Origin of the sequence: Williamsia herbipolensis (genome assembly GCF_000964005.1) — a bacterium.
Classification (GTDB): Bacteria; Actinomycetota; Actinomycetes; order Mycobacteriales; family Mycobacteriaceae; genus Williamsia_A; species Williamsia_A herbipolensis.
This window is the reverse complement of record NZ_JXYP01000012.1, coordinates 51,631-64,065: the sequence shown is the minus strand read 5'-3', so window position 1 is coordinate 64,065 and position 12,435 is coordinate 51,631. Positions and strand designations below refer to the sequence as shown.

10 protein-coding genes are annotated in these 12,435 nt (G+C 68.7%); 4 read left to right on the top strand and 6 right to left on the bottom strand.

Annotated elements, in window-relative coordinates; all coding sequences use genetic code 11:
- Positions 1–165: 165 nt before the first annotated feature.
- Complete coding sequence (locus tag TU34_RS05695) at positions 166–507, bottom strand: GNAT family N-acetyltransferase (RefSeq protein WP_045821891.1); 342 nt, start codon at positions 505–507, stop codon at positions 166–168.
- A gap of 33 nt (positions 508–540) precedes the next feature.
- On the bottom strand, positions 541–1,287 hold the full coding sequence (locus tag TU34_RS05690) for a phosphoglyceromutase (protein WP_045821890.1): 747 nt from the start codon (positions 1,285–1,287) through the stop codon (positions 541–543).
- A gap of 161 nt (positions 1,288–1,448) precedes the next feature.
- On the opposite strand from TU34_RS05690, the gene TU34_RS05685 reads away from it, so the two are divergent.
- Together TU34_RS05685 and TU34_RS05680 are read left to right on the top strand one after the other, a co-directional pair.
- Positions 1,449–3,005, top strand: coding sequence for an MFS transporter (locus TU34_RS05685; RefSeq protein ID WP_082079901.1), 1,557 nt, complete (start codon positions 1,449–1,451; stop codon positions 3,003–3,005).
- 46 nt (positions 3,006–3,051) lie between these two features.
- Positions 3,052–4,506, top strand: a complete 1,455-nt coding sequence (locus TU34_RS05680; RefSeq protein WP_150116413.1) for an MFS transporter — start codon at positions 3,052–3,054, stop codon at positions 4,504–4,506.
- Here TU34_RS05680 and TU34_RS05675 read toward each other — a convergent pair.
- From TU34_RS05675 to TU34_RS05660, 4 genes are all read right to left on the bottom strand, one after another.
- Positions 4,439–6,055 (bottom strand): 4-coumarate--CoA ligase family protein, encoded by a 1,617-nt coding sequence (locus TU34_RS05675; RefSeq protein ID WP_045821925.1) that lies wholly within the window; start codon positions 6,053–6,055, stop codon positions 4,439–4,441. The two genes, TU34_RS05680 and TU34_RS05675, sit on opposite strands and share 68 nt — an antisense overlap.
- 102 nt (positions 6,056–6,157) lie before the next feature.
- Positions 6,158–6,772, bottom strand: coding sequence for a type III secretion system chaperone family protein (locus TU34_RS05670; protein WP_238981177.1), 615 nt, complete (start codon positions 6,770–6,772; stop codon positions 6,158–6,160).
- Complete coding sequence (mshA, locus tag TU34_RS05665; protein ID WP_045821889.1) at positions 6,769–8,109, bottom strand: D-inositol-3-phosphate glycosyltransferase; 1,341 nt, start codon at positions 8,107–8,109, stop codon at positions 6,769–6,771. The genes TU34_RS05670 and mshA overlap by 4 nt, the downstream gene beginning before the upstream one ends.
- Positions 8,106–9,044, bottom strand: a complete 939-nt coding sequence (locus TU34_RS05660; protein ID WP_052688766.1) for an alpha/beta fold hydrolase — start codon at positions 9,042–9,044, stop codon at positions 8,106–8,108. The genes mshA and TU34_RS05660 overlap by 4 nt, the downstream gene beginning before the upstream one ends.
- 97 nt (positions 9,045–9,141) lie before the next feature.
- On the opposite strand from TU34_RS05660, the gene TU34_RS05655 reads away from it, so the two are divergent.
- Complete coding sequence (locus tag TU34_RS05655) at positions 9,142–10,107, top strand: pirin family protein (protein ID WP_045821922.1); 966 nt, start codon at positions 9,142–9,144, stop codon at positions 10,105–10,107.
- A 167-nt stretch (positions 10,108–10,274) separates the two neighbouring features.
- On the top strand, positions 10,275–12,398 hold the full coding sequence (locus TU34_RS05650) for a SulP family inorganic anion transporter (protein ID WP_052688765.1): 2,124 nt from the start codon (positions 10,275–10,277) through the stop codon (positions 12,396–12,398).
- Positions 12,399–12,435: the final 37 nt, after the last annotated feature.

Sequence of the window (12,435 nt, the reverse complement as noted above, 5' to 3'; positions counted from 1 at the left end):
GGCGAGCTCACTTCTGGCTGAACGCGACACTCCGCAAGAATGCGTGCTGCGCCCGTAGGTAACAAGCCAGGTGGACCTTGTTGGGATGGTGTTCACCGTGATTTCGCCCTCCCGCCCTCGCTTTCCGCCGCGAGGGGGTCGTCGGCGGCCGCACGGGAGCGGCGGTCAGGCCGAGGCCATCATCGGCGCGTACGCGGGGTTGTCGTGCACGAAACCGCGGACGAACGTGCAGACCGGCACCACCGGGCGTCCGGTGCGCGCGATGTCGTCGAGCACGTGGCGGACCAGGGCCGCCCCGAAACCGTGGTGGGTGTAGCGGTCGAAGATCACCGTGTGGGTGATGACGACCTGGTCGACCTCGCTGAGATAGTCGAGATACCCGACCAGTTCATCGTTGCCGTGCGCATCGAGGACGAACGCCTCGTAGCGCTCCTGGGCGGGCGAGTGTGCGAACCGGACCTGTGGGGTGTCACCGGCACCGGACGACGGGGTTGTGATCTGGGCCATATCCCAGGGTACCGCCGAATGCCCGGATTGTGGCTACTTCTTCTCCCCCTGGGCGGCGACCGCGGCGGCCCCGGCCTCGGCGGCCTCGGGATCGAGGTAGGCGCCCTCGCCGATCGGCATGAGGTCGTCACCGAGGTCGTAGCGACGCGGGTTCCCGGTGGGGATGTTGAGCCCGGCGATGTCGGCGTCGGAGATCTGCTCGAGGTGCTTGACCAGCGCCCGCAGGGAGTTGCCGTGCGCGGCGATCAGAACGGTCTTGCCCGCCCGCAGGTCGGCGGCGATGACCTCGGTGAAGTACGGGATCATCCGCTCGACGACGTCCTTGAGACATTCGGTCAACGGCACCTCGTCGAGGTCGGCGTACCGCGGGTCGGCCGACTGGCTGTACTCGGCGTCGGGCTCGATCGCCGGCGGCGGGGTGTCGTAGCTGCGGCGCCACAGCATGAACTGCTCGTCGCCGTACTTCTCCTTCGTGGCCGCCTTGTCGAGACCCTGCAGCGCGCCGTAGTGCCGCTCGTTGAGGCGCCAGTCACGGACGACGGGGATCCAGTGCCGATCGGCGGCGTCGAGGGCGATCTGCGCGGTGGCGATCGCCCGGCGCAACAGCGAGGTGTAGAGGACGTCGGGCAGCAGGTCGTGCTCGACGAGCAGTTCCCCGGCCCGCTTCGCCTCGGCGCGACCCTTGTCGGTCAGCGCGACATCCACCCACCCCGTGAACTGGTTGGACTCGTTCCACACGCTCTCGCCGTGCCGCATCAGGATCAGGGTTCCGGTAGCCATGCCGAGCAGTTTTCCACATCGAGGCCACGCGCTCGTGCCCCCGAAACCGAGCGCACCCGGTGGCGCCGCAATATTCCCGGTTGTCCGCTTTATCCGTATGTAGACGTCGTCACACGATTTCGGATTGATTGCGCTCCACCACTACGTGCATGATGCAAGTAATGAGTACTTTACGCCTGGAGCCCACGCGCAAGCCCTCCCCGACGATGCTGATCGCGGTGCTGTGCTTCGGCGGCCTGTTGGCCTCCTACATGCAGACCCTCGTGGTCCCCATCGTCGGCCTGCTGCCGACGTACCTCCACACCTCCGCCGACAACGCGTCGTGGGTCATCACCGCGACCCTGCTCGCCGCCGCGGTCGTCATGCCGATCGCCGGTCGCGTCGCCGACATGTTCGGCAAGCGGTCGGTGATCCTCGCCAGCATCGGCCTGATGGTCATCGGCTCGGTCATCAGCGCCGTGTTCGACTCGCTGATCCCCGTCATCATCGGTCGCGGTCTGCAGGGCATGGCCATGGGCGTCATCCCCGTCGGCATCAGCCTCCTGCGTGACGAGCTGCCCCCGAACAAGATCGCCGGCGCGATCGCGACCATGAGCGCCACGCTCGGTGTCGGTGGCGCCATCGGTCTGCCCGTCGCGGCGTGGATCTCGCAGAACTTCAGTTGGCACGTGCTGTTCTGGACCTCGGCCGCGCTGGGCACCGTCGCGTTCCTGCTCGTGATCACCCTCGTGCAGGAGTCGCCGGCCCGATCGGGAGGCACGTTCGACAGCGTCGGGGCCGTCGGCCTCACCATCGCACTCGTCTGTCTGTTGCTCGCGCTCAGCAAGGGTCGGTCGTGGGGCTGGACGAGCGACCTGACCCTCGGCCTCGTCGCGGCCGGATTGATCGTCTTCGCCGCGTGGGTCGTCTACGAACTCCGTACGAGCTCACCGATGGTCAACATCCGGGTGTCGGTGACCCCGCGCGTGGCGCTGACCAACATCGTCTCGGTGGTCATCGGGTTCGCGCTCATGGGCATCAGCCTCGCGTCGCCGCAGCTGCTGCAGCTCCCCCACATCCCCGGCGTCCTCGATTACGGCATGGGCCGCAGCATCATCGAGGCCGGCCTGTGGATGGCTCCGGGCGGACTGATGATGATGTTCCTGTCGCCGGTCTCGGCCCGCCTGAACGTCACCATCGGACCGAAGTTCACCCTCCTCATCGGCACCGTCGTGATCGCGCTGGGCTACGGCCTCGCGATCGTGGCCGCCGCCGCGCCGTGGCAGGTCGCCCTCGCGGTCATGGTCACCAGCTCCGGTGTGGGGATCGCGTACTCGGCCATGCCCTCGCTGATCATGTCGGCGGTGCCGCTGAGCGAGACCGCGTCGGCGAACGGGTTGAACTCGTTGATGCGCTCGATCGGTACGGCCATCGCCTCGGCGCTGCTCGCGACGATCCTCGCCAGCTCGACGGTGAACATCGGTCCGACCAGCGTGCCCGACCGCTCGGCCTTCCAGATGGTGTTCATCATCGGTGCCGTCGCGTCGCTCGTGGCCGCGGCTCTCATCCTGCTGATCCCGGGCGACAAGAAGAGTGCGTTGCCGGGTACCCAGCCGGTCGACCTGCCCGAGCACAAGGATCGTGCCGACGAGTCGATCGCCGAGGAGATCCTCGACGGTGAGCTGCCGGTCGACGGCAGCGCCGACTACGGACGGCACGCCGCGCCCGCCGCTCGCTGACACCTCCCCGATTGCCACCGAGCAATCGATCGGTCAGGCTGTCTGCGTGACAGTTGCTGCCGAAGTGGAACGCCGAGCGCGTCCGGGCCTGATGGTCGCGGTGTTGTGCTTCGCCGGTGCGGTGTCCTCGTACTCGCAGAGCGTCATCCTGCTACCGATCGTCGGTCGTCTCGACGAGTACCTCGACACCAGCGCCGACAACGCCGCCTGGGTCATCACCGCGACCCTGCTCGTCGCCGCCGTCGCCCTGCCGACCGGTGGGCGTCTCGCCGACCTCTTCGGCAAGCGCCGGGTGATCCTCGTCGCGCTCGGCTCGCTGCTGCTCGGATCGGTGATCGCGGCACTGTCGGACAGCCTGGCGCCGCTCGTCGTCGGGCGCGCGCTGCAGGGCGTGACCCTGGTGGTGATCCCGGTCGGGGTCAGCCTGCTGCGTGACCTCCTCCCACCGCAACGCGTTCCGGGCGCGATCGCGACGATGGGCGCGGCGCTCGGCCTCGGCGGAGCGGTCGGTCTGCCGCCCGCGGCGTGGATCCCCCAACAGTTCGACTGGCGCATGCTGTTCTGGGTCTCGTCGGTCCTGGCCGCCCTGGCACTGCTGGCGGTGCTCACGCAGATCCCCGAATCGCCGCGACGGTCCCCCGGCACCGTCGACGTCGTCGGGATCATCGGGCTCGCCATCGGTCTGGTGTGCCTGCTGTTGGTGATCAGCAAGGGCCGCGTCTGGGGCTGGGGCGATCCCGAGACCATCGTGACCGGTGTCGTCGGTGCGGTGACGCTGGTCGCCTGGGCTGCATACGAGTTGCGGCGCGCCTCGCCGCTGGTGAACCTGCGCCTCGCGGCGCGCCCGACGGTGCTGGTGACCAATCTGGTGTCGGCGCTCATCGGGTTCACCCTGCTCGGGATGCTCCTGGTGTCACCGTGGTTGATGCAGGTCGAGATGGACCAGACGGTGCTCTCGTCCGGATTGTGGGTCGCACCGGCGGGTTTCGCGATGCTGGTGATGTCCCCGTTCTCGGCGCGGTTGGTCACCGCGTTCGGCGCGCGGTCGACCCTGCGGGGTGGGACCGCGGTGATGGGCCTGGGCTACCTGTTCGTGATCGTGTGGATGGACTCGCCGTGGCAGGTCATGGTCGGGGTGACCATCACCTTCGCCGGCCTCGGCGTCGCCTACGCCGCGATGGTGGGGCTCATCATGGCGTCGGTGCCGCTCGGCGAGACCGCGGCCGCCAACGGACTCAACTCGCTGATGCGGTCGATCGGCACCTCGACGGCGTCGGCGGTGATCATCGCGGTGCTCGCCGCATCGACGGTCACGCTGACGACGGACGGCGGGATGCGCACCGTGCCGAGCCGCTCCGCGTTCGAGCTGGTCTATGTCATCGGTGCGATCGCCGCCGTCGTCGGGGTCGCTCTGATCACCGCGATCCCGCGGGTCAGCTCCGCGTCCGGAGATCCTTCCGAAGAATCTTCCCCGACACCGACTTCGGGATCTCGTCGATGAACTCGACCTGACGGACCTTCTTGTACGGCGCGACCTTGCCCGCGACGAACTCCATCACGGCGTCGGCGGTGACCTCGGTCCCGCTCTGGCGCACGACGAACGCCTTGGGGATCTCCTCGCCCGACTCCGCGTCCACGACACCGACGACGGCCGCGTCGGCGATCTCGGGGTGGCTGAGCAGCAGGGCCTCAAGCTCGGCCGGCGGCACCTGGTAGCCCTTGTACTTGATGAGCTCCTTGAGCCGGTCGACGATGAACACGCATCCGGTCGGGTCGACCTGTGCGAGGTCACCGGTGTGCAGGAAGCCGTCGGAGTCGATGGTCTCGGCGGTGGCGGCATCGTTGTTGAGGTACCCGGCCATCACGTTCGGGCCGCGGAACCACAGTTCACCGGTGTCACTGAGACCCTCACTCGGCAAGGGGATCTCGTCGCCGGAGACGGGATCGACGAGCTTGCTCTCGGCGTTGGGCACCGTCCAGCCCGACGAGCTGAGCTTCGCGTTCTCGCCGTCGAGCAACGACTGTCCGCCGTCGAAGGGGATGACGTGGCTGACCGGGCTGAGCTCGCTCATGCCGTAGCCCTGCACCATGCGGCACCCGATGCGCTTCTCCACGGCGTGGCCGAGGTCCGCGTCGAGCGGCGCCGCACCCGACATGATCGTGTGCATCGACGACAGGTCGTAGGAGTCGACCAGCGGGTGCTTGGCCAACGCCACGGCGATCGGCGGCGCGATGTAGCCCATGGTGCACTTGCGGTCCTGGATGTTCTCGAGGAACTCCGTGAGATCGAAGCGCGGCATGATCACCAGGCTCGCGCGGGCGTGCAGCGCGGCGTTGAGCAGCACCGTCATGCCGTAGATGTGGAAGAACGGCAGCACCGCGAGGATCGCGTCGTCGGCGGTCATGCCCTGCAGCGGGCGGATCTGGCAGACGTTCGACACCAGGTTACGATGGGTGAGCATCACGCCCTTGGGGTTGGCCGTGGTGCCCGAGCTGTACGGCAGCACCGCGAGATGGGTCGCGGGATCGAAGCTCACCTCGGGGGCTGCGTTGTTCTCCCCCAACAGATCTGCCGCGTTGGGGTGTCCGCTGGCCTCGAGCCCGTCACCGTCGAGCACGATGAGGTGATCGTCGGCGATCCCGAGCTTGTCGATCGCCTCCTTGGCGCCGGGCGCCAGCACGCTCACCGTCACCAACATGGTCGCCTTGGCGTCGGTGAGCTGCTTGGCGATGTCGTTGGGCGTGAAGAGCGCGTTGATGGTGGTGGCGGTCGCGCCGGCGCGCAGGATGCCGTGGAAGGCGATCGCGAAGGCCGACGAGTTGGGCGAGAGCAGTCCCACGACGTCGCCGACGGCGATGCCGCGTGCGGCCAGCGCACCGGCGAATGCGTCAATGCGGCCGACTAGGTCACGGTAGGTGGTGGTGGCGTCGGCCTTGGCGTCGATGAGTGCCGGGCGGTCGAGGTCGGAGTCCGTGATATCCCCGAAAAGGTAGTCGTAGACGGTCGTCTCGGGGACGGTCACCGCGGGGAACGGACTCGCGAAACTCATGGAACCTCCGTTGATCGGCACGACCGGAGACGTTGGTGAAACCGGCCGTCACAGCTAGCTGCCGCCCAGACTAGCAGCGGCCACAGTGCGCCGAGGCGGGGTTCACCCAGATACCGCGGTCGACCCCTCGCTCTCCTGCGCACGTTCGGCGACCGGGGTCACGGTCTTCTCCGGGGCGATGTACGGCAGCGATTCCTCGTCGATGAGGTGCTCGAACGCGAGAAGGTTCTTCAGCGATTCCCCGCGCGACACCCGCCACGCCCATTCGCGCCGGATGGAGGTGTAGAAACCCAGCTCGAGGAGCGTGTTGAAGTCGCCGTCGGCCGCCTCGAGCACCTGCCCGAGCACGCGGTCGAGTTCATCGGGGGTCACCGACTCGGCCGAGAACCGGCCGACGAGGTAGATGTCACCGATGTTGTCGATCGTGTAGGCCACGCCGTACATCCGCCGGTTGCGCTTGAGCATGAACTTGTAGACGCCCTCGTGGTTCTCGTCGGGTCGACGACACACGAACGCCTCCACCCGCACGCCGGGCTTGCCGACGGTGAGCAGGACGGTGGTCTTCAACTTGCGTTCGCCGGGCAGCTCGATGACGAGGTGCTCGGTGTCGGCGCCGCCGGAGTTCTTGAGCGCGAACGTCACCCCGCGTTCGCGCAACGCCTTCTGCAACGAGTCGGACTGCTCGACGATGCCCGGTGGGCGCATCTGCTGGCTCATGCTCGTACTCCTGACCGGCGACGTGACCATCGCCGAGTTCCACGGGTGGACGGGGTGGGGATCTGTTCGGGGCGCGAGACGGCACCGTCGTAGGTGGCCACCGCGCGGTGGTAGCTCTCGAGGAGCTGGTCGGCGGTGTGGTCCCACGAGAAGTTCTGCGCGTGGGTCACCGCGGCCGCGCCCATCTCGGCCAGGCGCCGCGGGTGGGCCAGCAGGCCGTCGATCGCCGCGGTCCAGTCGTCGATGCGGTGGCCTCCGACGAGCATCCCGGTCACGCCGTCGTGGACCGCGACGCCGAGACCACCCACGTCGGCCGCGATGACGGGTACGCCGCTGGCCTGCGCCTCGATCGCGACGAGGCCGAAGCTCTCCGAATAGCTCGGTACGGCAACGAGATCCGATGCACGGTAGACCGTCGCCAGCATCTCGGGTCGCTGTGGGGGCAGGAAGGTGACCTCGTCGGCGATACCCAGTTCGGCGACGAGGTCGATCAGTGCGGTGGGCCGGGCGAGGCCCGAGCCCGACGGTCCGCCGACCACGAGGACACGCACGCGGCGACCCGATGCGCGCGCACGGTCGATGATCGGCGCCGCCGCGCGGATGAGCACGTCGGGGGCCTTGAGCGGTTGGATCCGTCCGACGAACGTCACCACGACCTCGCCCGGGTCGAGACCGAGTTCGGCGCGCGCGACGTCCCGCGGTCCGGGCCGGTAGGTCGTGAGATCGACTCCGGGGGTCGCGACGTCGACACGGTCGGGGTCGGCGTGGTGGATCGAGATGAGCTGCTGCGCTTCGGCATCGGTGTTCGCGACCAGACGGTCGGCCTCGGCGACGACCTGCTGTTCGCCGACCTGGCGGAGCATCGGTTCGGGTTCGTCGCCTGCAGCGAGCGCGAGATTCTTGACCGCGGCGAGCGTGTGGGCGGTGTGGACGAGCGGTACGCGCCAGCGATCGCGGGCGAGCCACCCGACCTGTCCGGACAGCCAGTAGTGCGAGTGCACGAGGTCGTAGTGTCCCGGCGGGTGCATCGCCTCGGCGCGCAGGACCCCGGCGGCGAAAGCGCAGAGCTGCGTGGGCAGATCGCGCTTGTCGAGGCCCTCGAACGGCCCGGCGACCACGTTGCGCACCAGCACCCCGTCGGCCGCGCGGACCGAGGGCGCGTCGGCCGATGATGTCGCGCGGGTGAAGATCTCGACGTCGATGCCCCGCTGGGCGAGCGTCCGGGCGGTCTGCCACACGTAGACGTTCATGCCGCCCGCGTCACCGGTGCCCGGTTGCGCCAGCGGCGAGGTGTGCACCGAGATCAGGGCGATACGACGAAGTTCCAGTCGCCTCATACCGTCGCCCCCACATCCGAGCCGATCGATTCGGTGAACGCCAGGACCGACTCGGCGAAGCGGTCGGGGTCCTCCACGAACGGCGCGTGCCCGGCGTCGTCCCAGAGGTCCACGCGCGCATGGCCCACGAGGTCGGCCGCGTGCCGGGCGGCGGACACGTCGACGACGGCGTCGGCGGTGCCGTGGACGATCAGCACCGGGATCGTCAGATCCCGCAGCATCGGGTCGTGGTCGGCGGTGCGGGCGAAGAGCCCGGCGCGTGCGCTGGGCGCGGTGGCGAGCGACGTGCCGAACAGCTGCTGACTCACCGCACCGAGCTCGGGCCGGTGGGCCGGGACGAGCGCGGTGCCGAACGACCCCAGCGCACGGATGGCCGTGCGCGGGTCGGCCGAGCACGCGTCGGGCAGGGCCGCGCGCATGGCCGGACCCACCCGCCCTCCGGCCGCGCCCCGACCGATCGAGGTGATCGCACCGACGAGGACGAGGCCGACGACATCCCCCACGCCACCGGTGCGATCGAGTCGGGCGGCGAGGAGATCGCACGACACGAGGCCGCCGTAGGACCAGCCGGCGAGCACGACGCCGGCGTCGGCGACGGCCGGGGAGTCGAAGGCCGACGTCGTCGTGGACGCCTCGGCCGCCAGCACCGCCTCGATGTCACCGGCGAAATCCGCCGCGGAGTACGAGGCACCCACGGCGTCTCCGCCATGCTGCGTGGGTACCCCAGAGGCCCCGTGCCCGCGGAGGTCGACGGCGATCACACGATGGGTCTCGGCGAGACGGTCGAGGAGACCTGTCCCCCAGGCCGCCGCCGACTGCGCCCAGCCGTGGATCAGCACCAGGGCGGGTGTCGGCTCGGCAGGCGGCGCGCTGACCCGGTAGGCGATCTCGACACCGCCGGGGCCGGTGGCCGAACGCGTGCGGAAGTGCGTCATGCACTCAGCGTATCGCCGGAACAAATCGGACCACGGTCCGGTTACATGGGGCAGAATGACGGACACGCACTCGTGCCGAGGAAAGAAGGAGGACACGATGCCCGCGATCACCGCAGACACTTTGACCCTGGACCGGTTGGCAGAGGCCGCACCATCGGACACCGAACGCCCCGTGCGTGCGGTGACCACCGGACCCCGCGGCTACGAGGGCGAGGGGTTCCCCGTCGTCCGCGCGTTCGCCGGCGTCAGCAAGGCCGATCTCGACCCGTTCATCCACATGGACCAGATGGGCGAGGTGGACTATGAGCCGGGCGAGCCGCGTGGCACCAGTTGGCACCCGCACCGCGGGTTCGAGACCGTGACCTACATGATCGACGGCCGATTCGAGCATCAGGACAGCCACGGTGGCGGCGGCCTCATCGAGAACGGTGCCACCCAGTGGATGACCGCCGGCTCGGGCATCCTGCACATCGAGACCCCGCCCGCTGAGCTCGTGGCCAGCGGCGGCGTGTTCCACGGCATCCAGCTGTGGGTCAACCTGCCGAAGTCCGACAAGTTCACGACGCCGGCCTACCAGTCCATCGAGGGCCGGGAGGCGAGGCTGGTCTCGTCGAGTGACGGCGGTGCGCTCGTCCGGATCATCGCCGGTGAGATCGGTGAGTACTCCGGCCCCGGCTCCACGCGGACGCCGATCACCATGGCGCACGCCACGATCGAGCCGGGTGCCCAGCTGAACCTGCCGTGGAACCGGAAGTACAACGCGTTGGTCTACGTCCTCAGCGGTGACGGGACGGTGGGACCGCTGCACCATCCCGTGACCGGCGGCCAACTCGTCGTCCTCGGCCCCGGCGACCGGATCAGCGTGAGCGCTGACGGCACCCAGGACTCGAACCGCCCGGCGATGGAGGTCCTGTTGCTCGGCGGGCAGCCGATCCGCGAGCCGGTGTTCGCCTACGGCCCGTTCGTGATGAACACCAAGGCCGAGGTCATCGCCGCGATCGAGGACTTCAACGCGGGCAAGTTCGGCGTCATCCCGCCCGACGCGCTGATGCCGCACACGTGAGCTGACCGGCTCTCGGCGGCGGCCGGTGTGATGGACCACAGCCCGGTGCTGTGACATGTCCCAGCACCGGACGCCGCCGTTCGGTGTCGCGACCGGACTTCAGTCTTTTCTGTCGCTTGGGAAACAATTTAAGCTCCCTTTAACAATCGCTGGCTACGTTGACGCCCATGCACATGCCGGCCGCACTGACATCGATCAACGCTCGGGACGTACTGCGGTACGACGTACCGGCGTCGCTCGTCGTATTCCTTGTCGCACTGCCACTCTCGTTGGGCATTGCCATCGCCTCCGACGCACCGGTCATGGCGGGTCTCATCGCCGCCGTCATCGGCGGCATCGTGGCCGGCGCTCTCGGAGGATCGATCCTGCAGGTCAGCGGTCCGGCCGCCGGCCTCACCGTCGTGGTCGCCGAGTTGGACGCGACCTTCGGCTGGAAGGTGACCTGCTTCATCACCGTCGGCGCCGGTGTTCTGCAGATCGTGTTCGGCCTGAGCCGGATCGCGCAGGCCGCGTTGGCGATCGCGCCCGTGGTGGTGCACGCCATGCTCGCCGGTATCGGTATCACCATTGCGCTGCAACAGATCCACGTGCTGCTGGGCAGCGACTCGCAGAGCTCCGCGTGGGAGAACCTCAGCGCCATACCGGGTTCGCTCATCGACATGGACTGGCACACCGTCGTCATCGGTGGTCTCGTCGTCGTGACCATGCTGGCGTGGCCGTCGCTCCCCGCGCAGTACCGCAAGGTCCCGGGGCCGCTGGTCGCGATCGTCGGTGCCACCGTCGTCGCGTCGGCCGCCGGATTCGACATCGACAAGATCTCGTTGGACGGCAACTTCTTCGACGCTCTCGCCCTCCCCGAACTGCCCAGCGGCAACTGGGGTGCGGTCGTCCTCGGCGTCATCACCGTCGCGTTGATCGCGAGCGTCGAATCGCTGTTGTCGGCGGTCGCCGTCGACAAGATGCACACCGGTCCGCGTACGAACTTCAACCGCGAGATGCTCGGTCAGGGCAGCGCGAACATCCTGTCGGGAATGGCCGGCGGTCTACCGGTGACCGGTGTGATCGTGCGCAGCTCCACCAACGTCGCCTCCGGTGCCCGATCGCGCGCCTCGACTGTCCTACACGGTGCCTGGATCCTGGTGTTCGCCGTGCTGTTGACCTCACTGGTGCAACAGATCCCGATGGCAGCCTTGGCCGGCCTGCTCGTCGTGATCGGCATCCAGCTCGTCAAGACCGCACACATGAAGCTCGCACTGCGCACCGGTGACCTGTGGGTCTACGTGATCACCGTGCTCGCCGTGGTGTTCCTGAACCTGCTCGAGGGCGTCGGCATCGGTCTCGCGGTGGCCGTCGCGATCGTCGTGGTCCGGGTGGTGCGCGCCAGCATCACCTCCGCTCCGTTCGGCACGCCCGGTTCGCGACAGTGGGAGATCCGCATCCACGGATCGTTGAGCTTCCTGATGCTGCCGCGCCTGAACAAGGCGCTGGCGAAGGTGCCCGCCGGCGCGCACGTCACCATGCACATCGACGCCGACTTCCTCGACAACGCCGCCTCGGAGATGATCGCCGACTGGCAGTGGGCGCACGAGGCCGTCGGCGGCACCGTGGTCATCGAGGAGACCGGGCACGCGCTGCTCGTCGACGCCCCCAAGGCGCCGCCGCGCCGCCACCAGGTCGCCACGCGAGAGACCGGCGCGCACGGGCACCACCGGCTCGCATCCGTCGCGCTGCTCGAACACATGGAGGGACTGAGCGATGCGCAGGATCCCGACTCGCTGTTCCTCACGTGTTCGGACTCGCGGGTGGTGCCCAACGTCATCACCGCCAGCGGCCCGGGTGACCTGTTCACCGTCCGCAACATCGGCAACCTCATCCCGACCGCGCCCGGCGCCGACATCTCGGTCGAGGCGGCACTCGAGTTCGCCGTCGACACCCTCGGGGTCAGCTCGATCGTGGTCTGCGGACACTCCTCGTGCGGCGCGATGACGGGACTGCTCGCCGAATCCGGTCCGGGTGGCGCGGTCGGGACGTGGCTCGAACACGCCGCGCCCAGCCTCTCGGCGTTCCGCAGCGGACACCCCGCGGGTCGAAGCGCGGCCGACGCCGGCTTCTCCGAGGTCGATCAGCTCGCCATCGTCAACGTCGCCGTGCAGATCCAGACGCTGCAGCGCCATCCACTGGTGGGCCGTGCGGTCGCCGACGGTCGACTGCGCGTGGCCGGGCTGTTCTTCGACATCGCCACGGCGCGGGTCATCGAGGTGTCGAGCACGGCGGTCACCGTCACGGCCTGATCGCGCCGTCGGCACTCGAGTTGGTGGCTCTTTTCGA

What these genes read in the sequence shown, in the direction of transcription:
- TU34_RS05655 (WP_045821922.1), top strand. Translation starts at nt 9,142, where the DNA reads ATGCCCGCGATCACCGCAGACACTTTGACCCTGGACCGGTTGGCAGAG.
- TU34_RS05690 (WP_045821890.1), bottom strand. Translation starts at nt 1,287, where the DNA reads ATGGCTACCGGAACCCTGATCCTGATGCGGCACGGCGAGAGCGTGTGG.
- TU34_RS05670 (WP_238981177.1), bottom strand. Translation starts at nt 6,772, where the DNA reads ATGAGCCAGCAGATGCGCCCACCGGGCATCGTCGAGCAGTCCGACTCG.
- mshA (WP_045821889.1), bottom strand. Translation starts at nt 8,109, where the DNA reads ATGAGGCGACTGGAACTTCGTCGTATCGCCCTGATCTCGGTGCACACC.
- TU34_RS05685 (WP_082079901.1), top strand. Translation starts at nt 1,449, where the DNA reads ATGAGTACTTTACGCCTGGAGCCCACGCGCAAGCCCTCCCCGACGATG.
- TU34_RS05650 (WP_052688765.1), top strand. Translation starts at nt 10,275, where the DNA reads ATGCACATGCCGGCCGCACTGACATCGATCAACGCTCGGGACGTACTG.
- TU34_RS05695 (WP_045821891.1), bottom strand. Translation starts at nt 507, where the DNA reads ATGGCCCAGATCACAACCCCGTCGTCCGGTGCCGGTGACACCCCACAG.
- TU34_RS05660 (WP_052688766.1), bottom strand. Translation starts at nt 9,044, where the DNA reads ATGACGCACTTCCGCACGCGTTCGGCCACCGGCCCCGGCGGTGTCGAG.
- TU34_RS05675 (WP_045821925.1), bottom strand. Translation starts at nt 6,055, where the DNA reads ATGAGTTTCGCGAGTCCGTTCCCCGCGGTGACCGTCCCCGAGACGACC.